14 protein-coding genes and 1 pseudogene are annotated in these 24,706 nt (G+C 75.0%); 2 read left to right on the forward strand and 13 right to left on the reverse strand.

The genetic code is table 11. From position 1 onward, the window contains the following. From C1A33_RS29325 to C1A33_RS29365, 10 genes and pseudogenes are all read right to left on the reverse strand, one after another. A partial coding sequence (locus C1A33_RS29325) for a non-ribosomal peptide synthetase (protein ID WP_115538032.1) occupies positions 1 to 4,258 on the reverse strand: 4,258 nt, incomplete at its 3' end. A gap of 123 nt (positions 4,259 to 4,381) precedes the next feature. After that, positions 4,382 to 6,052, reverse strand: a complete 1,671-nt coding sequence (locus C1A33_RS29330; RefSeq protein WP_207770563.1) for a (2,3-dihydroxybenzoyl)adenylate synthase — start codon at positions 6,050 to 6,052, stop codon at positions 4,382 to 4,384. After that, positions 6,049 to 11,253, reverse strand: coding sequence for a salicylate synthase (locus C1A33_RS29335; protein WP_101835236.1), 5,205 nt, complete (start codon positions 11,251 to 11,253; stop codon positions 6,049 to 6,051). The genes C1A33_RS29330 and C1A33_RS29335 overlap by 4 nt, the downstream gene beginning before the upstream one ends. Next, positions 11,250 to 11,534 carry an MbtH family protein gene (locus C1A33_RS29340; RefSeq protein WP_101835238.1) on the reverse strand — a complete coding sequence of 95 codons (285 nt, stop codon included), beginning with the start codon at positions 11,532 to 11,534 and terminating at the stop codon, positions 11,250 to 11,252. The genes C1A33_RS29335 and C1A33_RS29340 overlap by 4 nt, the downstream gene beginning before the upstream one ends. A 134-nt stretch (positions 11,535 to 11,668) precedes the next feature. Continuing rightward, complete coding sequence (locus C1A33_RS38205) at positions 11,669 to 12,457, reverse strand: ATP-binding cassette domain-containing protein (RefSeq protein WP_423748163.1); 789 nt, start codon at positions 12,455 to 12,457, stop codon at positions 11,669 to 11,671. Positions 12,458 to 12,475: 18 nt separating this feature from the next. Further along, a pseudogene (locus tag C1A33_RS38210) lies at positions 12,476 to 13,342 on the reverse strand (ABC transporter transmembrane domain-containing protein); the annotation flags it as partial. Between the two features lie 7 nt (positions 13,343 to 13,349). Then, on the reverse strand, positions 13,350 to 15,059 hold the full coding sequence (locus C1A33_RS29350) for an ABC transporter ATP-binding protein (RefSeq protein WP_101835240.1): 1,710 nt from the start codon (positions 15,057 to 15,059) through the stop codon (positions 13,350 to 13,352). Positions 15,060 to 15,186: 127 nt separating this feature from the next. Then, on the reverse strand, positions 15,187 to 16,080 hold the full coding sequence (locus tag C1A33_RS29355; protein WP_101835242.1) for an ABC transporter ATP-binding protein: 894 nt from the start codon (positions 16,078 to 16,080) through the stop codon (positions 15,187 to 15,189). 115 nt (positions 16,081 to 16,195) lie between these two features. After that, positions 16,196 to 17,257 (reverse strand): FecCD family ABC transporter permease, encoded by a 1,062-nt coding sequence (locus C1A33_RS29360; RefSeq protein WP_101835258.1) that lies wholly within the window; start codon positions 17,255 to 17,257, stop codon positions 16,196 to 16,198. A gap of 11 nt (positions 17,258 to 17,268) precedes the next feature. Next, complete coding sequence (locus tag C1A33_RS29365; RefSeq protein WP_341477276.1) at positions 17,269 to 18,423, reverse strand: FecCD family ABC transporter permease; 1,155 nt, start codon at positions 18,421 to 18,423, stop codon at positions 17,269 to 17,271. A gap of 329 nt (positions 18,424 to 18,752) precedes the next feature. Between C1A33_RS29365 and C1A33_RS29370 the strand changes: the two genes are divergently transcribed. Together C1A33_RS29370 and C1A33_RS29375 are read left to right on the forward strand one after the other, a co-directional pair. Beyond that, on the forward strand, positions 18,753 to 20,165 hold the full coding sequence (locus C1A33_RS29370) for a lysine N(6)-hydroxylase/L-ornithine N(5)-oxygenase family protein (protein ID WP_101835244.1): 1,413 nt from the start codon (positions 18,753 to 18,755) through the stop codon (positions 20,163 to 20,165). A 75-nt stretch (positions 20,166 to 20,240) separates the two neighbouring features. After that, positions 20,241 to 21,188, forward strand: a complete 948-nt coding sequence (locus C1A33_RS29375) for a methionyl-tRNA formyltransferase (RefSeq protein ID WP_101835246.1) — start codon at positions 20,241 to 20,243, stop codon at positions 21,186 to 21,188. Here the strand turns inward: C1A33_RS29375 and C1A33_RS29380 are convergent. The 3 genes from C1A33_RS29380 to C1A33_RS29390 form a co-directional block, all read right to left on the reverse strand. Next, positions 21,172 to 23,232: an APC family permease gene (locus C1A33_RS29380; protein WP_243408055.1), complete on the reverse strand. Its 2,061-nt coding sequence runs from the start codon at positions 23,230 to 23,232 to the stop codon at positions 21,172 to 21,174. The two genes, C1A33_RS29375 and C1A33_RS29380, sit on opposite strands and share 17 nt — an antisense overlap. A gap of 208 nt (positions 23,233 to 23,440) precedes the next feature. Then, entirely contained in the window at positions 23,441 to 23,983 is a 543-nt protein-coding gene (locus C1A33_RS29385; RefSeq protein WP_165818641.1) for a 2'-5' RNA ligase family protein, read from the reverse strand. A 110-nt stretch (positions 23,984 to 24,093) separates the two neighbouring features. Next, a complete protein-coding gene (locus C1A33_RS29390; protein ID WP_243408056.1) occupies positions 24,094 to 24,699 on the reverse strand; it encodes a TetR/AcrR family transcriptional regulator in 606 nt (201 codons plus the stop codon). Between the last annotated feature and the right edge of the window lie 7 nt (positions 24,700 to 24,706).

The following is a 24,706-nucleotide window of genomic DNA, read 5'->3' on the forward strand; positions in this document are numbered from 1 at the left end:
TCGCCTCCGCGCCGTCCAGCCAGTCGCCGACCGGGGTGGGGGCGGCGGCGCGGTGGCCGGCGTCGCCGGCGAGCAGGGTCGGGGCGTCGATCCCGGCGAGCTCGGCCCGCCAGGCGGCACGCGCCGCGTCCCGGTCCTGGGCGCGCAGCCAGCGCAGGTAGTCGGCGTACGGGCGCACGGCGGGAAGTCGGGACGCGGTCTCGCCGGCGTCGGCGAGGGCCAACGCGAACAGTTCGCGCAGGATCAGCGGCAGCGACCAGCCGTCGAGGATGACGTGATGGGCGCAGACCGCGAGCCGGGCGGTGTCCATGCCGGTGCGGATCCACAGGAAGCGCAGCAGCGGCGGCGCCGCCAGGTCGAACCGGGCCTCCCGGTCGGCGGTGACCAGCCGCTCCACCTCGGCGGCCCGCTCGGCCGCCGGCCAGGCGGCGAGGTCGGCGATGGTCCACTCCGGCTCGGCGTCGGCCAGGATCACCTGCGCGGGCGCCCGGCCGTCGGACAGGACGGCGGCCCGCAGCACGTCGTGCCGGGCGACCAGTGCCCGCGACGCGTCCCGCAGCCGCTCGGGATCCAGCGAGCCGGCGACGTCGACGACGAACTGGAGCACGTACACGTCCGGCGCGTCGGCGCCGTCGAGCAGCCGGTGGAACAGCAGCCCGGCCTGCGACGGTGACAGCGGCCACACGTCGCGCACCCCGGGCTGCGCGGCCCGCCACCGCGCCTCGTCCTCGGCATCAACCGGCAGCTCGGCAACCACCAGTGCCTCGGCATCAACCGGCGGCTCGGCACCCACCGGCAGCTCGGCACCCACCGGCGGCTCGGCACCCACCGGCGGCTCGGTCGCGGCAGGTGGCGCGGCCGGCGGAGGCGTCGCCGCGGCCGCGAGGCCCGCGATGGTGGGGCTGGCGAACACGTCGGCCAGCGCGATCGTCACGCCAGCGGCGGCCGCGCGGGTGACCAGGGCGAACGCGAGGATGCTGTCGCCGCCGAGGCGGAAGAAGGAGTCGTCGACACCGACGTCGGGACGGCCCAGCAGCTCGGCGAACACCTCCCGCAGGACGGTCTCCACCCGGCCGGACGGCGCCCGGCCAGGGCTGGTGGCCCCGAAGTCGGGGGCGGGCAGCGCGCGGCGGTCGAGCTTGCCGGCGGGGGTGACCGGCAGCTCGGCCAGCGTCACGAACGCCGCCGGCACCATGTAGCCGGGCAGCAGACCCGCCGCGTGGGCACGCAGCTCATCGGCAAACGCCGCCGGCCCATCGGCAAACGCCGCCGGCTGGCCCGCGGGCCTCGCCAGCTCATCCACGGGCGCCGGTACGACATAGGCGACGAGGGCGCGGCCAGCGGGACCGTCCTCGCGCAGGACCACGGCGGCACGGGCGACGCGCGGATGCCCCGCGAGCGCGGCCTCGATCTCGCCGGGCTCGATCCGGAAGCCACGCAGCTTCACCTGGTCGTCGGCCCGGCCGGCGACCACCAGCTCGCCGTCGGCCGTCCAGGAGGCGAGGTCCCCGGTGCGGTACAGCCGCTCGCCGTCGTCGAAGGGGCTCGCGACGTACCGCGCGGCCGTCAGCGCCGGCCGGGCGAGGTAGCCCTGGGCCAGGCAGGTGCCGGCGAGGTAGAGCTCGCCGAGGACGCCGGGCGGGACGGGCATGAGCGCGCCGTCGAGCACGTGGGCCCGCGTGTTGCGCAGCGGCCGGCCGATCGTCGGGCGCGCGGCGTCGGCGCCGATCCGGGCGGTGGTCGCCCACACGGTGGCCTCGGTCGGGCCGTACAGGTTCGTGAGGCTGTCGGCGCGGGTGGCGAGCTCGCGGGCGAGATCCGCGGGCAGTGCCTCGCCGCCGGACAGGGCCCGCACCCCGGGCAGCGGGCCAGGCGCCGCGTCGAGCAGGGTGCGCCAGCGTGACGGGGTCGCCTGCACGGTCGTCACCGCGCCGGAGCGCAGCAGGCCGGCGAGGGCGGCCGGGTCGCGGGCGGTGTCGCCGTCCGCGAGGTGCACGCTGGCGCCGACGGTCAACGGGGCGAGCAGTTCGAGGGTGCTGATGTCGAAACCGAGGGTCGTCGCGGCGAGCAGCCGGTCCGCCGGGGCGATGCCGACGGTCTCGACGATCGACGTCAGGAAGTTCGTCAGTGCCCGGTGGCCGACCACGACGCCCTTGGGCCGCCCGGTCGACCCCGACGTGTAGATCACGTATACGGGACTGTCCGGATCGACCGCCGGCGGCCAGCCCAGGCCGGACGACGCGGGCTCGAGGTCGGGCTCGGGGTCGGACTCGGGGCCGGCTACCGCCGCGGGGGGCTCGTCGACGAGGAGCAGGCGGGTGCCGGGCGGCACCGGCAGGCCGGGGGCCAGCTCCCGGGTGGTCATCAGCACGGTCGGGGCCGCGTCGGCGAGCATGAAGGCGATCCGGTCGGCCGGGTAGTCGGGGTCGACGGGCAGGTAGGCGGCGCCGGCGAGGCCGGTGCCGGCGAGCGCGACGACCAGGTCGGCGGTGCGGGGCAGCGCGAGCGCGACCACGCCTCCCGGGCCGGCACCGTGCTCGGCGAGCAGCCGGCCGCAGGCGTCGGCGCGGGTCGCGAGCTCGCCGTAGGTCAGCGATCCCGCCGCGGTGACCAGCGCCACCCGCCGCGGGTCACGCTCGGCCGCGGCGGTGAACAGCGTTGTCCACGGCTGCGCCGGGCTCGGCGCGGCGGTGGCGTTCCAGGCGGTGACGACGAGGTCGCGTTCGTCCGGGGCGAGCAGGTCGATCGTGCCGATCGGCGCGTCGGGCCGGGCGAGGGCGGCGGTGAGCAGTCGTTCGAGGCGGGGTCCGACGGTGGCGGCGAACGACGGCGACACCGCGCCGTCCTGGTAGGTGGTCTCCAGCTCCAGCGTGTCGGCGACACCGACGCCGGCGCCGACACCGGCGACACCGAGCTCGGCGACGACCGTCAGCGGGAACTGGGCGGTGCCGTTGTGCAGCGGCTGGCGTTCGCCGCGCAGGTCGCGGCCGCGCAGCGCGGCGGCGGCCGGCGCGCGCACCGCGAACATCGTCGAGAACAGGGCGGACACGCCGTCGGCGCGGTCGGGGTTGAGGTCGCGGACGACGTCGGCGAGGTCGACGTCGGCGTGCGCGAACGCGCCGCGGCAGGCGTCGCGGACCCGGACGAGCAGGCCGGCGAACGTGTCGGCCGGGCCGGCGGCGAGGCGCAGGCAGACGGTGTTGCCGAAGTACCCCAGCGCACCGGCGCCGCCGGCGCTGTCCCGGTTGACCACCGGCGAGCCGACGGTGAGGTCGGTGGCGCCGCTGACCCGGTGCAGCAGCGCCGCGTACCCGGCGAGCAGCACCATGAACGGCGTCGCCGCGTGCTCCGCGGCCGCGGCCCGGACCTGCCGGGCGAGCTCGCCGGACGCCTGGTGGACGACCTGCCGTCCCGCGTCCCGCGTCCCCGTCGTGGGCTCGGGATGGTCGTCGGCCGTCGGCTCGGGCAGGCGCACGGGTTCGGCCGGCGGGCTCAGCTGCCGGCGCCAGTAGGCCAGTGCCTCGGCGGGCGGCGCGCCGGCGCTCGCCACGGCGGTGTCGAGGAACTGGACGGCGTCGCCGGGCGCGCCCGCTCCCGTCGGGGTGGCGCGGCGGTCGTAGGCGGCGAGCAGATCACCGAAGAAGATGTCCCAGCAGGCGTCGTCCCAGGCGATGTGGTGCGCGGCCAGGGCGAGGGTGTGCCGGGTGGGACTGTGCTGGGTGGGACTGTGCTGGGTGGGACTGTGCCGGATCACGGTGACCCGCAGCGGCGACTCGGCCGTCAGGTCGAACGGCCGACGCGCCGCCTCCAGCGCGATCGCCCGCGCACGGCCCGCGAGGTTCCCGGTGCCGGCCGCGCCCGCAGCGGACAGGCCCTCGGCGGACAGGTCGACGCTGTGCCAGGCCGGTTCGACGTCGTCGCGCACGATCTGCTCGAGCGCGCCGGCGGGGGTGACGCGGTAGGTGGTGCGCAGGATCTCGTGCCGGCGGGCGACGGTCCGCAGCGCGTCGCGCAGCGCCGCCGGGTCGAGCGGACCGGTCAGGGTGAACGCGGTCGAGATCGTGTAGGCGGCGCTGTCGGGGCGCAGCCGCTGCAGGAACCACATCCGGCGCTGGCCGGCGCTGGCGGGGTGGGCCGTCCCGGGGGCGCGCCGCGGCCGCGGGGCGTCGCCGGTCGCGGGCGGCGGCGTGAGCTGCTCGGCCGCGAGGCGGCGCAGCAGCAGCTCACGCTTGCGCTGCGCGGAGACGGGACTGGCCACGGTGCACGTCCTTCCGGTGGTGCGGCGACCGCTCGGGCGGTGCCGATCGTGCGGGTGGCGCCGGCCGCCATGACGCGGGCCGGCACCGGTGTCGCCCGGGCGGTGTGGTGGTGGGGCTGGCGGTCAGCCGAGGCGGCGGCGCAGCTCGCGCTTGTCGATCTTTCCGACGGCGGTGAGCGGCAACGCGTCGACGACCGTGAGCAGGTCGGGGAGCATGAACCGGGCGAGGCCCCGCTCCCGCAGGTACGCCTTGAGGCCCTTGAGGGTCACCGTCGTGCCCGGCTCGGTCACGACGACCGCGCGGACGCTCTCGCCGATCTGCTCGTCGCCGGCCGCCACGACGGCGACCTGGGCGATCCCGGGATGGGTGAGCAGGTGCTCCTCGAGTTCGGTGGCGGAGACGTTCTCCCCGCCCCGGTTGATCACGTCCTTGATGCGTCCCTCGACGACGAGGTTGCCGCCCTCGGCGACGCGGACGAGGTCACCGGTGCGGTAGTAGCCGTCCGCGGTGAACGCGGTGGCGTTGTGCTCGGCGGCCCGGTAGTAGCCGCGGATCGTGTAGGGGCCGCGGGTCCACAGCTCACCGATGGCGCCGGGGGCGACGTCGGCACCGTCGCGGTCGACGACGCGGATCTCGTCGGCCGCGGCGAGCGGGCGGCCCTGGGTGGTGCAGGCGACCTCCGCGTCGTCGTCGAGGCGGGTGTAGTTCAGCAGGCCCTCGGCCATCCCGAACACCTGCTGGACGGCGGCGCCGAGCACCGGTCGGACGCGCCGGGCGAGCTCGGCGTCGAGGCGGGCACCACCCACCTGCAGCAGGCGCAGGCTGGTCGTGTCGGGCCCCTCCCAGCCGGCGGCGGTGACCCACAGCCGGGCGAGCGCGGGCACGAGTGCCGTCACCGTCACCCGTTCGCGGGCGATGAGCTCGAACGCCGTCTCCGGGCTCGGTGACGGCGCCAGCACGACCGTCGCGCCGACGCCGAACGCCCCGAGGATCCCCGGGCAGGCCAGCGGGAAGTTGTGCGCCGCCGGCAGCGCCACCAGGTAGACGTCGTCGCCGGTCAGCGCGCACAGCTCCGCGCTGGCCGCCGCGTTGTGGGCGTAGTCCCAGTGGGTGCGCGGGATGAGCTTGGGCTTGCCGGTCGTGCCGCCGGAGATGAGCAGCACGGCGACGCCCGCCGGGTCGACCGCCGCCGGCGCCGGGGCGGTGCCGGTGGCGCGGGCGGCGGCACCGGCCGCGGCGAGCCCGGCGAGACTCGTGTACGCCCCGGCTTCCCCGGCGACCAGCACGTGGCGCACGGACGGCACCGCCGCCGTGACCTCGCCGGCGAGCCGGCGGTGGTCGAAGCCCTCGAAGGTGTCCGGGATGGCGTAGGCGACGGCGCCGGACAGCCGGGCCAGATGCTCGATCTCGACGCGGCGGTGGGCGGGGAGCGCCAGCACCGGCAGCGCGCCGAGCCGAAGCAGCGCGAACAGCAGGGTGACGAACTCGATCCGGTTCGGCAGGTGCAGCAGCACCCGGTCGCCGGCGCCGAGGCCGAGCCCGGCGAGTCCCGCCGCCAGGTCGTCGACCCCCTGGTCGAGCTCGGCGTAGCTGAGCCGGACGGGGGCGGCGGGCGGACCGCCGACGAGCGCCGTCGCCGATCCGTGCCGCGCCGCCCACTCCCGCAGCCGCTCCCCCAGCGGGCCGCCCTGCCAGTAGCCCTCCGCGACGTAGCGGCGGGCGAACGCGTCCGGGAACGGCACCCAGTCGTCCACCGTGGGCGCCGGCCCCTGGTCGGTGACCGCGCGGCTCACCGCTCGCCTCCCACCTGGTCGCCCGCGTCGCCGGCCAGGCGCGCCTCGACCTCGTCGTCGGACAGGCCGGCGATCTCCCAGGCGATGGCCGCGACCCGGTCGAGCCGGTCCGGGGTGCTCTCGGCGGCGCGCATGCGCCGCGCGAGGGCGGCCACCGTCGGCGCGGCGAACAGCATCCGGACGGACACGCCGGTCGTGTCGAGCTCGGCGCGCAGCCGGGCGACGAGGTCGGTGGCGAGCACCGAGTCACCGCCGAGGGCGAAGAACTCGTCGGTCACCCCGAACTCCGCCACCGCGCCGGGCCCGCCGACGAGCACGTCCCGCCAGACGCTCATGATCACGCGCTCCAGGTCGGAACGCGGCGGCGGCGGCGCCGGCCGGGCCGCACCGGACTCCCGTTCGAGCAGCGCGAGCGCCGCCCGCCGGTCGATCTTCCCGTTGGCGCTCAACGCCAGCTCGGGCACGACGACGACGCGGTCGGGCACCATGTGCGGCGCCAGCAGCTCGCGCAGCCGCGCCCGCACCGACCCCGCCGGATCCACTCCCGTCGGTCCGGGCCCGGGCCCGGACCGGTGGGCCGGGTCCACGACGACGAGTGCGCCGAGCGATCCCGAGCGACCGCGCCCACCGCCGACCAGGGCGGCGACGCCGGCCCGCACCCCCGGCACCGCCCGCAGCGCCGCCTCGACCTCGCCGAGTTCCACCCGGAAGCCGCGGATCTTGACCTGGTGATCGCGGCGACCGAGGAACTCGACCGTGCCGTCGGGCAGGTAGCGGGCGAGGTCGCCGGTGCGGTACCAGCGGCTGCCCGCGTGGGTGACGAACCTGTCCGCGGTGCGCTCCGGATCGCCGAGGTAGCCGTGGGCGACACCGTCGCCGCCGATCCACAGCTCGCCGGCGACCTGGTCCGGGCAGTCCCGGCCCAGCGGGTCCACGACGCGCAGCCGCACGTTGCGCAGCGGCGTCCCGTAGGGCACCGACGCCCACGACGCCGGCACCGGGCCACCGCCGGCGACCTCGCAGACGGTCGAGTGGATGGCCGTCTCCGTGGTGCCGCCGAGCGCGAGGAACCGGCAGCCGGGCACGGCCGCCTCCAGCCGGCCGGGCAGGTCGACGCCGACCCGGTCGCCGCCGAGCAGCACCGCGCGCAGACCGGCGCCCAGCGGCGACGCCGACGCGGGCGACGCGGCCTCGGTGAGGATCAGATCCAGGACCGCGGGGACGCAGTTGAGGATCGTGACGCGGTGCGCGGCGACGAGGCCGACCCAGCTGGCGGCCTCGCGCCGGGCGTCCTCGTCGACGATCACCACCGCGCCGCCGCTGGACAGCGGGGCGAACAGGTCGAAGACCGACAGGTCGAAGTCCAGCGCGGACACCCCGAGCGTGCGGTCGTCCGGGCCGAGACCGAGACGGTCGATCAGGTCCTCGAGGGTGTTCATCGCCGCCCGGTGCCCGACCTCGACGCCCTTGGGCTGACCGGTCGAGCCGGAGGTGAACAGCACGTAGGCCGCGCTGCCCGCCCCCGCCGACACGGCCGGCTCGGCCGCGGCGGACAGGACGAGCCGGGAGTCGGCCCCGGCGTCGGCAGTGATCTCGGCAGTGATCTCGGCAGTGACATCGGCAGTGACATCGGCAGTGACATCGGCGAGGTGCAGCGGGGTGACGCCGGCGGGCCAGCCGGTGCGTGCGGCGGTGGTGACGGCGACGGTGAAGCCGGCCGTCGCCGCGATCCGCTCGACCCGGGCCGGCGGCTGGTCGACGCCGATCGGCACGTAGGCGGCGCCGGCGGCGAGCACGCCGAGCACGGCGACGGCCTGGTCCGGCCCCTTGGGCAGGCTGACGGCGACCCGGTCGCTGCGGCGCACCCCCCGGTCGAGCAGCGCGGCGGCCAGCGCCCGGGCCCGGGCGGCGAGCCCGCCGTAGGACAGCACGCCCGCCTGGCCGCCGACGCCGCCCCACAGCAGCGCGGGCGCGTCCGGACGGCGTTCGGCGTGCGCGAAGAACCCCTCGTGCAGCAGCCGGGTGGCCCTCGGCCCGGCGACGTCGCCGACGCGGCGGCGCACCGCGCGGGTGGCCTCGTCGAGCGGCGCGTCGAACGGTCGGTCCCACACCACGTCCCCGCCGTCCCCGCCGTCGCCGCTGTCCCCGTCGTCCCCGCGGTGCGCGGCGGCCGGGGCCGGTTCGGGGGCGGCGAGGTCGCGCACGAGCCGCTCGAAGGCGGCGAACATGGCGTCGACGACGCCGGGTGCGAAGGTGTCCTCGCGGACGTCCCAGTTGACGAGCAGGCCGCCGTCGAGCTCGGTGACCTGGGCGTCGAGCAGGACCTGCGGCCCCTGGGAGATGATCCACTCCGGGCGCCCGAACTCCTCGCGCACGGCGGGGTCGAACAGCTCGCCGAGCCCCAGCGCGCTGGTGAACACGACCGGGGCGAGCACCTGCTCGCCGCGCAGGCGCCCGGCGTCGCGCAGGATCTCGACGCCGGAGTAGCCCGCGTGGGTGGCGTCGGCGTGCAGCCGGGTCTGCACCCGGCGGGCCCGCTCGACGAACGGGACATGATCGGTGAGGTCGATCTCCAGCAGCACCGAGCTGGTGAAGTCGCCCACCACCCGGTCGACGTCCGGATGGATCTGCGCCCGGTCGAACAGCGGGACGTTCAGCAGGAACCGGGACTGCGTGCTCCACGCGCCGAGCACCTCGGCGAACGCGGTCGCCACCGCCATCGCCGGGGTGACGCCGCGGCGGTGCGCCGCGCGGCCCAGCGCCGCCCGGGCCCGCTGCGGGAGCCGGAAGTGCCGCCGCGACACCCGCGTGGCACCGCCCGGCTGGGGGGCGTTGAGGGCGAGCTCGGGCGGGCCGGGCAGGCTGGGCAGACGGTCCTGCCAGGCCTGCCGCGCCCGCCGGGCCGCCTCCCGCCGGCCGGCCTGGTGCTCGGCGCGGTACCGCCGGTAGGTGTAGGCCGGGGCGGGCTCGACCTCGTCCGGCCGGCCGTAGAGGCGCGCGAGGTCCGCGAGCAGCACGCGGTAGCTGACGGCGTCCGCGGCGACCATGTCGACGTCGAGGTGCAGGCGGGTGGCACCGCCCGGGCGCAGGCTCAGCGCGGTGGAGAAGACCTCGCCGTGCTCGATGTCGAGCATCTGGTGCGAAAGCCGGTCGCGGATCTCCTCGAGCCGGGCGCCGGCCGCGGTCTCGTCGAGGTCGCGCAGGTCGTGGACGGTCAGGCCGCGCCAGCCGGAGTGGGCCTCGACGACCTGGCCGCCGTTGTCGGTCACGCGGGTGCGCAGCGCCTCGTGCCGGTCGACGAGCCGCTCGATCGCCGCGGACAGCCGGTCCGGGTCGAGGCCGTGGCCATCGAACTCGGTGTAGAGGTGGGCGGCGACGCCGCCGAGCGGCTGGGCGGGATCGCGGCCGACCCAGTAGGCGTGCTGCATGAGCGCCAGCGGGAACTCCCCGTCGCCCGCGGTCGACGGCGCGCCGTCCGCCGGCACCACCGTGATCCCGTCACCTGCCGGTGGCCGGGTCGCCTCACCCGCGCCGGCCGCCGCGGCGGGTGACTCCCCGGGCGCCGACCGCGGGCCGGGCACCGGCGCCGTGTCGGGCACCGCGGGAGCGGCGGGGTCCGCGGCGGACGGGCGGGCGAGCAGCTTGTACCAGCCGTCGATCGTCGGGTTCTCGGCGAGCTCGCCGAAGGTGATCTCCAGGCCGGCGCGCCGCCAGGCGCCGACCGTCTGGATCAGCGCGATCGACTCCAGCCCACGTTCGAAGAGGTTGTCCTCGTCGCCGAGCTCGGCCGGGTCCTCCGCCAGCAGGTCGGCGACGGTGCGCCGCAGGCTGTCGCGGTCCGGTCCGCTGGTGCCGGCGGCCGGGCGCGTGCCCACCAGGAAGCGGCTGACGCTGCGCAGCTTCTCCCGGGTCTCCTCCAGTTCCCGCTCGGGTCGGGACGCGCCGACGATGCCGGCCCCGGCGCGCAGCCAGGTCCGCCCGTCGCGCTGGAAGGCGGTGCGCAGTACGAGGGCCGCGTCGAGCGCTCCGTCCGCCCCGACGCTGAGCACCGCCCCGCTGTACAGACCGCGCGGCGACGCCTCGTAGTCGCGGATCAGCTCGAAGGCCGCCGCCTTGGGGATGCCGATCGCGGTGATCGACGGGAAGACGACGGCGAGGGCGTCCCAGCCGTCGTTGCCGGGCGTGAGCCGGCCACTGACCCGCGAGGCGAGGTGCTGCACGCTGCCGCGTTCGAGCACGGACATGAACTCGTCGACGACGACCGTCGCCGGGTCGCACACCGCGCGCAGCTCGTCCTGGGCGGCCTGGACCGACACGGCGTGCTCGTAGACCTCCTTCGGGTCGGCGAGCAGCGCCTCGCGCCGTGCCCGGTCGCCGGCCCCGCCGTCCGCGGCGCCGCCGTCGAGGGCGCGGGTGCCGGCCAGCGGCTGGGTGGAGATCCACCCGTCCGCGGCGACCTCGACGACGGTCTCCGGGCTGAACCCGGTGGCGCGCAGCCCGCCGATGTCGAGCAGGAACGACCGGGCGGGCGTGTTCCCGCGCCGCCCGTGCTCGTAGGTGGCGACCAGGTCGATCTCACCGTCGACCGGGATGAGCCGGGAAAGGATCACCTTGCGCAGGCGGCCGGCCTGGATGTCGTCGACGGCGCGGGTGACGATGCGCCGGTAGTCCTCGGCGCCGTGCTCCAGGTCGGCGGGCACGAGGTCAGTCTCGCTGACGGTGCCGCCGCTGACGGCGGCGTCGGCGAGGGCCGCGGCGAGCGTGTCGAGCTCGCCGGGCTCGACCGCGCGCAGTGCCGCCGTCCCCGCCCCCAGGCGCGCCTCGCGGGCGGGGACGACGAGGTGGACCAGCGGCTCGGCCGAGCGCGGGCCGGCGAGCCCCTGGGCGCGCGGGCCGAGCTCGAAGCCGGCCCAGCCGTAGGCGTGCCAGCCGGCGACGGGGATCCCCGCGAGCACCCCCGCCAGGGTCCGCAGCGGGTCGGCGCCGACCGGCTCGACCCGCCAGCCGCCGCCGGTGCGATAGCGGATCTCGTCCCAGAACAGCATGATCTCGGCCAGCGCGCCGTCGCCGAAGCACCAGCACCCGTCGCGCTCGTAGACGGCGAACGGCGCCCGGGCGGCATGGGCCAGGCGGGTGGCGGCCGTGAGCGGATCGCCGGGGAACGGGACCGTCCGCTCGTGGTGGACCTGCGGCGCGGTCACCGGGACACGCCGGCATCGGCGCCGCTGCTCTGGGCGGCCGGGGCAGCCGCGGCGGACGCGGCGGCCTCGGCGGCCTGCATCCGGGCGATCAGGCTGGCCGGGCGCAGGTCCGTCCAGGAGGCCTCGACGTACTCGACGCAGGACGCTCGGCTCGCGGCCCCGTGCACCGTCCGCCAGCCGGCGGGCACCGGCGCGAACGTCGGCCAGAGCGAATGCTGTCCCTCGGCGTTGACCAGGACGTAGAAGCTGCCGTTCTCGTCATCGAACGGGTTGGTCGACATGCGTTCCCAGCTCCTTGGGTCGTTCCGCACGGGGGTTAAGGCCGCTTAACTCAAGTAAGCTTTACCTAAGTGAGCGCACGCGTCCACCCCTGACCGGCGAAAATTCCCACCCGCCGCCCGCCGGCCGGGCGCCGTTACCGCAGGCGACCGGCTTCGATGCGGACGGTCCGGGGCAGCCGCGCGATGGTCTCCGGGCGGTGCGCGATGACGATCAGCGTCCGGCCGGCGCGCAACCGCTCGACGGCGGATTCCAGCCGCTCCGCCACGTCCGGGTCGAGGTCGGCCGTCGCCTCGTCGAGCAGCAGCACCGGCGGGTCGACGAGGGCGGCCCGCAACAGCCCGACGATCTGCCGCTCGCCGGCGGACAGCTTCTCCCCGCGCGCCCCGAGCGGCGCGTCCAGCCCGCCCGGCAGCCGGGCCACCCAGTCGCCGAGCGCGAGCCGTTCCACCGCCCGCTCCATCGCCGCGCGGGCGGGCGCTCCCGGGGTGAGCGCCAGGTTGTCGGCCAGGGTGCCGGTGATCAGATGCACCTGCTGCGGGATGAGCACGATCCGCTCCCGGACCCGGTGCGCCGGCACGGCCCGCAGGTCGACCCCGCCGTAGCGGACGGTGCCGGCGTCCGGCTCGTACAGCCCGGCCAGCAGCTTCGCGAGCGTCGTCTTGCCCGAGCCGGTGACGCCGACAAGGCCCGCCCGGTCACCGGCCGGGAAGGCGACCGACACGTCGCGCACCACGTCCTCGCGCTCGTCGTAGGCGAAGCGCAGCCCCTGCGCGACGAGGTCGCCCCGCGCCGGCAGCTCGGACCCCGACCGTTGCGGCGCGTCGGGGTCGGCCGGCGGCAGGGCGGCGAGCAGGTCGACGAGCCGGGCGAGGCCGACCCGGGCGAGCTGGGCCTGGCCGGCGAGACCGGACAGCGCCAGCATGCTCTCGAACAGGTTGCGGGTCGCGACGACGAACACGACGACCGTGCCGACGCCGAGCCGCCCGTCGCGCACCAGCCAGACGCTCAGGATCAGCAGCGCCGCCGTCGCCACGCCCTCGATCAGCCCGAACAGCTCCAGCCGGCTCTGCGTGCCGACCGCCCGGTCGCTCGCGGCGAGCAGCCTGTCGTTGTCGGCCCTGAAGCGGCGGACCCATTCCTGGGGTCGACCGGGCGCGACGAGGGCCTCGTGCGCGGTGAGCGTCTCGGTGAAGGTCGCCGTCATCGTCGCGTCCGCGGCCGCCTGCCGGCCGAACGCCGCCGGCGCCGCCCGGTTGAACCAGGCCAGCACCGCCAGCGCGGCGGGCAGGAACAGCCCGATGAGCAGCAGTGACAGCAGCGGGGAGTACACCAGCAGCATCGCCGTCGTCAGCACGGCGGTGAGCCCGACGCTCAGCAGCTGTGGCAGCTGGTCGCGCAGGAACAGCGTCAGGTCGGCGATCTCGCTGGTCGAGCGGCGCAGCAGGTCGCCGGTGCGGTGCGCCTCGACGAAGCGCAGCGGGGCGCGGGCGAGCCGCTCGACCACCAGGTCGCGCAGGGCACGGATGGTCCGCTCGCCGGCGTCCGAGAGCAGCACCTCCGACCAGCGCAGCAGCACCATCCGGGCCAGCACCAGCGCGACGAGCAGCATGACCGCCCACCACAGCTGGCGGCGGTCGCCGTCGGTCACCGCGTCGACGCCCCAGCCGATCGCCGGCGCGATCGCCACCACCGCGGCGGTGCTGGCCACGCTCGCCAGCAGCGCACCGGCCATGATCGCCCGGTGCGGGCGCAGGGACGGCCAGAAGCGGCGGAAGACGCGCGCCGTCGACGGTTCGGCGGTCAGCATCCGGATCTCAGCCACGGCCGCCACCCGCCCCCACGCTCAGGTCGTCCTCGGTCGCGGCCGCCGTGTCCGGATCGACCGGCACGCCGTCCGGGCCCAGCCGGATGATCCGGTCGGCGGCGGCGAGCACCGAGGTGCGGTGCGAGATGACCAGCAGCGCGACGTCGGGCGCCCAGGCCCGCAGCCGGCGCAGGATGGTCGCCTCGGTCGCCGCGTCCACCGCGGCGGTGACGTCGTCGAGGATGAGCACGTCGGGCCGGCCAAGCAGGCCGCGGGCGAGCGCCAGCCGGCCGGCCTGCCCGCCGGACACGCTCGCACCGCGCTCGCCGAGCTCGGTGTCGTAGCCGTCGGGCAGGCTGTCGACGAAGCCGTCGACGGCGGCGACCTCGCAGGCCGCGCGCAGCGCCGCGGCGTCGGCCTCGCGCCCGACCCGCAGGTTGTCGGCGACGGTACCGGCGAGGATCAGCGGCCGCTGCGGCACCAGGCCGACACGGGTGGCGAGCTCCAGCCGAGTGACGCGGCGCAGGTCCACCCCGCCGAGGCTGACGGTGCCGGTGGCCGGATCCTCCAGCCGGCACAGCAGCCGGGCGAGGGTCGTCTTGCCACTGCCGGTCGGCCCGGTGACGGCGACGAACTCGCCGGGGGCGACGTGCAGGTCGACCGGGCCGAGCACCCGGCGGCCCTCCCGTACGGCGGTGACGCCGCTGGCCGCCAGCGCGGCGCCCGCGGGCGGGCTCTGCGCGTCGGCCGGGTCGTCGTCGGTGACCGGGGTGTCGAGGACCTCGGCGATCCGCTCGGCGGCGACGCGGGCCTGGCCGCGTTGGGACAGCAGGTCGACGGCGATCGTGACGGCGAGCGTCAGGGTGGTCATCCATGAGGTGAAGGCGACCAGGCCGCCGATGGTGAGGTCGCCGCGCAGGGCGGCGGTGCCGCCGATGGCGAGCCCGGCGGCGATCGCCAGGCGCGGCATCGCCGGCGGGACGGCCGTCCACGCCGCCGAGATCCGCGCGGCCGCCATCGTGTGCTCGGTGAGCTCGACGCTGCGCTCGTGATGGCGGCGCACCAGCTCCTCCTCGCCGCCGATGCCGCGCACGGCGGCGCTGGCCGACAGCAGGTCCTCGACCGCGTCGGCGCGGGCACCGAACGACGCGGACAGCCGGGTGCTGGCCCTGTCGAACCGGCCGGGGAAGTACGCGTTGGCGAGCGCCACCAGGGGGATCGCGAGCACCGCGACGACCAGCAGCAGCGGGTCGAGCAGGGCGAAGGCGGGCAGCACCACGGCGATGGTGACCACGATCCGGACCCAGATCGACAGGCTCTGCACCCACAGCCGGACCAGGTCGACGTCGCGGGTGGCCCGCATCGCCAGGTCGCCGTGGCCGTAGCGGGCGAGCGCCGGGCGGTCGAAGGCGGCGACCCGCTCCACCAGGGCGGCGCGCAGCGCGTGGGCGACACGGGCCGCGGCCCGGCCGGACCACAGCATGCCGCCCCAGCCGCCGACCGCGAAGACCACCGCGACGAGGACCGTCGGGACGGCCCAGGTAAGCGTGCCGTCCACCGAGCGGGCGGTGATGCCGCGGTCGAGCGCCCGCTGCACGCACCAGGGCAGGGCGAGCATCGCGCCCTGCTGGAGGACCGTGGCCAGCCCGCCGAGGGTGAGGTTCCCCCGCTGCGCGCGCAGCCCCGACCGCAGCAGCCGGTTACCCGACGAGCCCTTCAACCAGCACCATCCCACCGGATCGAGCCCGCGCCGCCGGCCGGCCGCACGGCCCGCGCGGCCGGCGGCTGACGGGCGACCTTACCGTCCCGAAATTTAGGTAAAACTAACTTAAGGCTCCGGGGTGCCGTCAACCTCCCGCGACCGCGACTGCGGTCACGGTCGCGGGCTGCGCGCAGGCGGCGCTGGCGGCGCTGGCGGAGTCGACGGGCGCGGCCGGCATGGCCGGTGCGGGTGTCGCCGGCCGGGAGCGCAGCGGGATCACCAGCGGGGTCCCCGACTCGGGGTCGGTGATCACCCGGCAGGCCAGGCCGAAGACCTCCTCGACGAGCTCCGCGGTGACGATCTCGGCCGGCGGGCCCTGGGCGACGATCCGCCCCGCGCGCATCGCCACCAGGTGGGTGGCGTACCGGCTGGCCTGGTTGAGGTCGTGCAGCACCGCGACCAGCGTGTGCCCGGCGTCCGTCAGCAACTGCTCGCACAGGTCGAGCACCTCGACCTGGTGGGCGATGTCGAGGAACGTCGTCGGCTCGTCGAGCAGCAGGATCGGCGTGCGCTGGGCGAGCACCATCGCGAGCCAGACCCGCTGGCGCTGCCCGCCGGACAGCTCGTCGACGGCGCGGTCGGCGAGCTCGGCGACCCCGGTGCGCGCCATCACCTCGCCGACCACCCGCTCGTCCTCGCGCGACCACTGGCGCAGCAGCCGCTGGTGCGGGTAGCGGCCGCGGGCGACGAGGTCGGCCACGGTGATGCCGGCCGGCGCCGTCGCCGACTGGGCGAGCAGGCCGAGCCGGCGGGCGACCTCCTTCGTCGGGTAGGACGAGATCAGTTCACCGTCGAGGTGCACGGTGCCGGCCTTCGGCCGCAGCAGGCGGACCAGGGCGCGCAGCAGCGTCGACTTGCCGCAGGCGTTCGGCCCGACGATCACCGTGAAGGCGCCGTCGGGTATCTCGATCGCCAGCTCGCGGGCGACCACCCGCTTGTCGTAGGCCAGCGTGAGGTCGTGCGCGCTCAGCCGCGTCATCGGCCGGTCTCCCGTCGTCGTCCGCATCCTGCGCCTGGCGCCGGCTCGCAGGCCCGTGCCCGTGCTCGCGCTCGGGCTCGGGCCGGAGCCCGCGCCGGGCCGCCGCCCCGCGCCGTCACGCCCGCCCCCGCTGCCGCAGCAGCAGGACGGCGAGGTACACGCCGCCGACCGCGCTGGTCGCCACCCCGACGGGCAGCTGGGTCGGCGCGAACAGCCGCTGGGCCGCCAGGTCGCTGACCACGACCAGCGCGGCCCCCGCGCACGCCGTGGTCACCAGCGGCGGCGACGCCGCGGCGGTGAGCCAGCGGGCCAGCGGCGGCGCGGTGAGTGCGACGAAGCCGATCGGCCCGGCGGCGGCGGTCGCCACCGCGGCCAGCGCCGCCCCCACGGCGATCAGCAGGATCCGGCTGCGGCGGACGTCCACGCCGAGCGTCCGCGCGGTGTCGGTGCCCATCTCCAGGTAGGCGAGCCGCCGGCGCTGCGCCAGGGCGAGCGGCACCAGGACAGCGAGCGCGGCGGCGAGCGGGCGGACCTGCTCCCAGCCGCGGCTGTTCAGGCTGCCGAGCAGCCACACCTGCGCGGCGACCGCGTCGGCGAGGTCGGCGCGGGTGATCAGGAACGAGTTCACCGACGCGAGCAGGGCGGCCACCGCGATGCCGACGAGGACCAGCCGGGTTGGCGCCACCCCGCCCCGGTTGGCCAGCCCGTACACCAGCGCGCCGGTGAGCACCCCGCCGGCGACCGCGCCGAGCGACGCCTGCGTCGCGTCCCCGCGCAGCACCAGCAGGACGATGATCGCCCCGGTGGCCGAGCCGGTGGTGAACCCGAGGATGTCCGGACTGCCGAGCACGTTGTTCGACACGCTCTGGAAGATCGCCCCGCTCAGCGCCAGACCGGCGCCGACCAGCAGCGCCGTGAGCAGCCGCGGCAGGCGCAGGGAGTTGACGACGAAGTCGGTGCCGCCGTCGGCGTGCCCGACCAGCGCGCGCAGCACGTCCGGGACCGGGACCTCGTAGTCGCCCGTGGTGAGGGTGACGACGCCGGCGACGATCGCGAGCACGGCGAGTCCGGCGCTGATCGCGATCGCCCGCGGGAAGATCCGCAGCGACACGGTGTCCCCGCCGAAGCGCCGCACCCGGTAGCGGACGCCGTGCGGGTCCGGTCCCGGTCGCGTCACCGTGGGCGCCGTCACGGCCGGGCCAGCCGGGTACGGCGGCACAACACGACGAAGACCGGGGCACCGACGATGCCGGTGACGATCCCCACCTGGAGCTCGCCCGGTGCGATGACCACCCGCCCGAGCAGGTCGGAGCCGATCAGCAGGATCGCGGCGAGCACCGCCGAGTACGGCAGGACCCAGCGGTGGTCCGGGCCGACGAGCGCCCGCGCGACGTGCGGCACGGCGAGGCCGACGAACATGATCGGCCCGGCGGCCGCCGTCGCCGCCCCGCTCAGCAGGATGATCGCGAGCGCGCCGGCGAGCCGGGCCTGGTTCAGCCGGACACCGAGACCGCGGGCCGACTCGTCACCCAGGGCCAGGGCGTTCAGCGGGCGGACGAGGGCGAGCGCCAGCACGAGGCCGGCGAGGACGAACGGGCCGGTCGCCCACAGCGCACCGGTGCCCGTGACGGTGAGCGAGCCGACGTCCCAGAACCGGAAACGGTCGAAGGTGCGCACGTCGAGCAGCAGCACGGCGTTGACGAACGCGCCCAGCACCGCGCTCGCCGCCGCGCCGGCGACCACCAGACCGGCCGGCGTCGCCGCGCCCCGCCCGGCGGTGCCCAGCAGGAAGACCACGACGGCGGCCACGCCCGCGCCGGCGAACGCGAACCAGACGTACCCGGCCGGGCTGGTCACGCCGAAGATCGAAATGCCGGCGACGACGGCGGCCGAGGCCCCCCAGTTGACGCCGAGCAGACCCGGTTCGGCCAGGACGTTGCGGGTGAGCGCCTGGGCCAGCGCGCCGGCCACGCCGAGCGCGGCGCCGACCGTGAGCCCCAGCAGGGTGCGGGGGATGCGCAGGTCGTGCACGACCAGTGCGGCCTGCGAACCGTCGTTGTGCCACAGGACGTGCCACACCTCGCCGAACGGCAGGTGATTCGCCCCCACCCACAGGCTGAGCAGGCAGGTCCCGGCCAGCACGACCAGCGCGGCCAGCAGGCCGAGGGCCCGCCCACGCGCGGCGGCCGGCACGCCGACGGCCACCGAGCCGGGCGGCAGTCGCGCGGCATGTGGCGGGGGATGTGGCCCGGGATGCGGCGCGGGATGCGGCGCGGGATGCGGCGCGGTCGCGGCGCCGGCCGGGATCGGCTCGGCCGGCCGACCCTGCGCGACAGCACGCACCGCATACCTCGCAATCCTTTGCCAGCCAGTTGGCTAAAGGTAGGTTAACCTGCCAACCAGGGAAGCTACAGAGTCGACACGCCCCTCGTCCAGAGGTAGCCCTGCGTCACCATCCGACCGCCACCGGCGAGCCCCGGGCGGCAGATCCGCGAAACCATTCCGGGCACGGCGACACATACGGCGACCAGCACATCCGGCCGGCCGGAGCTTGACAGGCCGGGAGCCGACCCCCGAAGATGCCTTAAGTTAGGTTTCCCTAATTAGTCGGAGCGTATACTTACCGTTACCCACGGAAGAGTCGGCGCGCCCAGGCACCGGAGGATTCGGCAGTGGCAAGACGTCCGGCGTCCGCGGACATCGGCATTCTGGATATCGTCGGAGTGGGATTCGGTCCGTCGAATCTGGCGGTGGCGATCGCCGCGAAGGAACACAACGAGAAGGTCTCCCCCGACGCGGCGCTGCGCGTGTCCTTCCTGGAGCGGCAGTGCCGCTTCGGCTGGCATCGCGGGATGCTCCTCGAGGGGGCCACCATGCAGGTCTCCTACCTCAAGGACCTGGTGACCCTGCGCGATCCGGCCAGCGACTTCAGTTTTCTCACCTTCCTGCACCGGCAGGGCAGGCTCGTCGACTTCATCAACCACAAGACGATGTTCCCGCTGCGCCAGGAGTTCCACGACTACCTGGAATGGGCCGCGGGCCGCCTCGACGACGTCGTCGACTACGACCTGCGGGTGGTCGACCTGCGACCGGTGCTCGTCGACGGGGAGATCGCGCTGATCGACGTGGTCGCCGTCCGCGGTGACACCGGGGAGACGGTCGTACGCCGCGCCCGCAACGTCGTCATCGCCGCCGGGCTGGAACCGAACCTGCCCCCCGGCATCGACCTGTCCGAGCGGGTGTGGCACAACCACGACCTGCTCCACCGGGTGGCGAACCTGCCGCCGGCGGTGCGGGACCGGTTCGTGGTGGTCGGCGCCGGGCAGAGCGCGGCCGAGGTCACCGAGTTCCTGCACACCCGGTACCCGGCGGCCCAGGTCGTCGCCGTCTTCGCTCGCTACGGCTACAGCCCGGCGGACAACAGCGCCTTCGCGAACCAGATCTTCGACCCGTCCGCGGTCGACGACTTCTACGACTCCCCACCCGCGGTGAAGGAGATGCTCAGCACCTATCACCGCAGCACGAACTACTCGGTGGTCGACATCGACCTCATCGACGAGCTGTACCGGCGGGTCTACCAGGAGAAGGTGCACGGCCGGGAACGGCTGCGCCTGCTGCGCGCCTCCCGTCTCACCGACCTGCGCCGTCTGGACGACGGCATCGTCGCCGACGTCGAGTTCCTCCCGACGGGCCAGCGGGAGAGCATCGAGGCGGACGTCATCGTGTACGCCACCGGCTACCGCTCCCGGGACACCCGCACGGTCCTCGGCACGATGGCCGGGCACTGCCGCCGCGACGAGACCGGCCGGCCCCTGCTCGGCCGCGACTACCGGCTGGCCACCGAGACGCCCGCCCAGGCCGGTGTCTACGTGCTTGGCGCCACCGAGCACTCGCACGGCATCTCCTCGACGCTGCTGTCCAACGTCGCGGTGCGCGCCGGCGAACTGGTCCGCTCGGTCACCGAACGGCGCGCGGCCACCGCGGCCGCGGGCGGCGGCGACCCGGCCCTGGCCACCGACCACGACCTCGAGGCCGACCTCGACGGCGGACTCGACGGCGAGCTGGACGCGCTCGCCTCACGCTGACCGCGCCCGCACCCCGGCCGGGACCCGGGGCCCTGGGTCCGGCGCCCACCCACAGCACACCCAAGGAGCAGCGACGTGCGTGTCGTCATGTTCGGCTACCAGACCTGGGGACATCGCACCCTGCGGGCACTCCTCGACTCGGAACACGAGGTCACGCTGGTCGTCACCCATCCGCCGAGCGAGCATGCCTACGAGCGGATCTGGTCCGACTCGGTGGCCGACCTCGCCACCGCACACGGCGTGGAGGTCGCCCTGCGCGCCCAGCCCGACGACGAGGACCTCATGACGCTGCTCAAGGCGGCCGACCCGGACGTCATCGTGGCGACGAACTGGCGCACCTGGATCCCGCCGCGGATCTTCGAGCTGCCCCGGTACGGCACCCTGAACGTCCACGACTCGCTGCTGCCAGCCTACGCGGGCTTCTCCCCGTTGATCTGGGCCCTGATCAACGGGGAGAAGGAGGTCGGCGTGACCGCGCACATGATGGACGCCACCCTGGACGCGGGCGACATCGTCCTGCAGCGCCGCGTCGCGGTCGGCCCGCGCGACACCGCGACCGACCTGTTCCATCGCACGCTGGAGCTGTTCGGGCCGATCACCGTGGACGGCCTCGCCCTGATCGCGTCCGGCCGCACCGACTGGACGCCGCAGGACCGTTCGAAGGCCAGTTTCTTCCACAAGCGCGCCGCCGAGGACAGCCTGATCGACTGGACCTGGTCCGCCGAGGAGCTCGACCGGCTCGTACGGGCCCAGTCCGATCCGTACCCCAACGCCTACACCTACCGGCGCGGCGAGCGGGTGCGCGTCGTGGCGGCCCGCGTCTCAGAGGGCCGCTACGGCGGGACGCCGGGCCGGATCTTCTACCGTGAGGGCGACGGTGTGGTGATCGTCGCCGGCGCGGATGCCCGTCGCGGGCGCAACCACGGCCTGGCCATCACCCGCGTCCGCCTCGACGACGGCACCGAGCTGCCCGCCCTCGACTACTTCACCACGATGGGCGGCTATCTCACCCGCCAGCCCTGAGCGAGCCCGCCCTCGGCGCGTCCGGCGGCGGCAGGTCGATGCGCCAGGGCACGCTGATGACGACGACGCCGGGCTGGAACAGCAACCGGGCCTTGATCCGCAGGGCGCTCTGGTTGTGCAGGATCTGCTGCCACCAGCGATTGACCACATATTCCGGGATGACGACGGTGACCACGTCGCGGGGGCCGGCGCGGCGCAGCGAGCGGACGTGGTCGAGCACCGGGCGGGTGATCTCGCGGAACGGCGAGTCGAGGATGCGCAGCGGGACGTCGAGGACGTGGCGTTCCCACTCGTCGCACAGCGCCTGTGCCTCCTCCCGGGACACGGCGACCGTCACCGCCTCAAGGTCGGTCGGGTTCAGCGCGCGGGCGTAGGACAGTGCTCGGACGGTCGGCAGGTGCAGCCGCGACACCAGGACGATCACGTGGTTGCGGCTCGGGCGGGTCAGCCGGACCTGGTCCGGCACCCGCAGCGACGCGGCGAGCCGGTCGTAGTGGCCGCGGATGCCCCGCATCAGCCCGAACAGCACCGGCATCGCCACCACCACGATCCAGGCACCTTCGAGGAACTTGCTCAGCAGCACGATCACCAGGACGAGCGCCGTCACGCCCACCCCGACCGCGTTGATCGCCTGCGCGCGCCGGAGGCGCCGCCGCCCCGCCGCGTCCACGGCCTCGCCACCGGCACCGGCACCGGCACCGGCACCGGCACCGGCCAAGCCGCCATCGCCCGCACCCGCCACACCAGCACCAGCACCAGCACCAGCACCAGCACGGTCGCCGTTCTGGGCCAGCTCACGCTGCCAGTGGCGGACCATGCCGGCCTGGCTGAGGGTGAACGAGACGAACACGCCGATGATGTACAGGTGGATCAGTGACTGCGTGTTCGCGTCAAAGACGGCGAGCAGCAGCCCGGCCGCCGCCGCGAGCAGCACGATCCCGTTGCTGAAGACCAGCCTGTCACCCCGGTTGTACAGCTGGCGCGGCAGGTAGCGGTCGCGGGCGAGGATCGAGGCGAGCGCCGGGAAGCCGTTGAACGCGGTGTTCGCGGCGAGGACGAGGATGCCGGCGGTGAACACCGTGTTCCAGTAGAAGAGGAAGGTCCGGCCGAACACGGCGGCGCTGATCTGGGAGATCGCCGTCGGCACGGCGGCGCCCGCCGGCAGCCCGAGGTAGTCCGCGCGGTTCTCGGCCATGTGCACATGGCTGACCAGTCCGAGGATCGTGATGCCGACGAACATGCTGACCGCGAGCAGCGCCATCCCCGCCAGGGTGGCGGCCGCGTTGCGGCTCTTCGGCCGGCGGAAGGCGGGCACGCCGTTGCTGATCGCCTCGACTCCGGTCAGCGCCGTGCACCCGTTCGCGAACGCCCGCAGGATGAGTACCACGGCAAGCAGGCCCGTGGTGGAGCTTGTCGCGCGCAGCTGGTAGTCGGCGGTCTCGGCACGCATCGGCTCGCCGGCGATCCCCCGGTAGAGCGCCCAGGCGAACATCAGGTAGATGCCGACGACGAACCCGTAGGTCGGGATCGCGAAGATACGCCCCGATTCGCGCATCCCGCGCAGGTTCATCAGCATCAGCAGGGCGACGAACCCGAGCGAGATCGGCAGTGCGTGGCCGGCGAGGCTGGGCGCCGCGGAGATGATGTTCCCGACGCCGGCGGCGACGGACACGGCGACGGTGAGCACGTAGTCGACGAGAAGGGCGCTGGCCGCGGCGAGCCCCGCGGTGGCGCCGAGGTTCTCGGACGCGACGACATACGCTCCGCCGCCGTTCGGATAGGCGTGCACCGTCTGCCGGTAGGACGCCACGACGATCAGCAGGGTCAGCGCGACGGCCGCCGCGATGTACGGGGCGACGTGGTACAGGGCGAGTCCGCCGACGGCGAGCGCGACGAGAATCGACTCCGTCGCGTACGCCACGGAGGACAGCGGGTCGCTGCAGAACACGGGCAGCGCGAGCCATTTCGGCAGTTCCGTCTCGGCGAGCCGCTCGCTGCGCATCGGCCGCCCGACGAGCAGCCGCCGGACGAGGTCAGTGGCCACCGTCGCCTCCCACGGACCGGGACGCCCAGGACGAAGGCGGAATGAGGTCGCGCATCGGACTCCCGGTTCGATCGGAACACGTCGGTGGGAGTCAACCGCGACGACGCTCGCGGTGCCGGATTCTCTAACAGGATGCTAACGCCGCCCCGCGATCCCTCCGGCGACGCTCACACCGATCTCGCCCGTGTCGCACGCCGCGCCGATCACCTCATTGCCTGCCCGGCGATTCCGGTTCACCATCCGCCCCCCTGAGCGGAAATGTCTCGACCAGGCTCCACCCCTCGTCGTAGGCCACGATCCACACGTGGTCGGCCGAACTAGTGAGAGGTAGGAACCGGCGCACCCGCGCCGCGACCGCGGCGCCATCGTCGGCCGCCAGGCCCATCGCGAGCGTGACATGCGGAGCCGGGTCGGCGCCGAACCTGCCGCCGTAGGGCACCACCTGCGGCCACCGCGCCCGGAGCCCGGCGACCAGCGGCCGCAGCGCCGGCACCGGCAGGTGGACGAATCCCGGCGCGGGCACCACGTCGAGAAACTCCACCGCGATCGGCCGCGTCCGCGCGGCGAACTCCCGCAGCCACCCCAGCACCTCGTCGTCCACCACGGACGCGTCGAGGAACGGGTACAGCAGCGACACATGGGCGGCGACACCCTGCCGAACCGCCTGCGAATGACTACTCGCCACCTCCTGCAGCAACCGATCGGCGACCGGTACCGGAACCACCACCGCCGTCTGCCCTCGCGTCGGCACAGCACCACCTTTCCCTCGTACAGGGCCACGAAAGCCCAGTATCGCCGCGCTCCACCGACGTGCGCGGCGGCCGGCGCTGTCGCTGCGACGACCCCGGCGACCCCTGCCCTCTACCCGGGCCGCTGGGATGGCGTGATGGCCTGGTCGATCAGGGTCTTCGCGAGTTCGTGGGCGTCCTGGACGGGCCGGGTGTCGTTGAGTGAGGTCGAGAGCGCGCGGGCTCCTTCGAACAGCAGGGCCAGTTGCCGCGCAAGGGTTTCCGGGTCGCGGGCGCCCGCTTCGGCCGCGACCTCGGCCAGGCGGTGGGTGAACGTTCGTTTGTGCTGCTCGACCAGTTCCGCCACCTCGGGCATGGTTCCCGCGGTCTCGACGGCGGCGTTGTGGAACGGGCAACCGCGCACGACCCCGTCCGGGGGAGGCGCGGGTTCGAGGAACAGCGCGAGCAGTCGCGCCCGCGGATCGAGATCATCGCGCGCCAACTGTGCCACGGCGGGCACCGGGGTCTCGGTGATGAAGCGCCGCAGATAGGCGGCGACGATCGCATCCTTGCTGGGGAAGTGCTGGTACAGGGTGCGGGTGGACACGTGCGCCACGTCGGTCAGCCGGGCGATGCCGGTGGCGTGAATGCCGTCTCGCGCGAACAGTTCCGCCGCAGCCCGCAGGATGCGGTCCCGCGCGCCACGCCCACCCCGGTGGATCGGCTCGATATTGGTCACACCTCCA

The organism is Frankia canadensis (assembly GCF_900197875.1).
Taxonomy (GTDB): Bacteria; Actinomycetota; Actinomycetes; order Frankiales; family Frankiaceae; genus Frankia; species Frankia canadensis.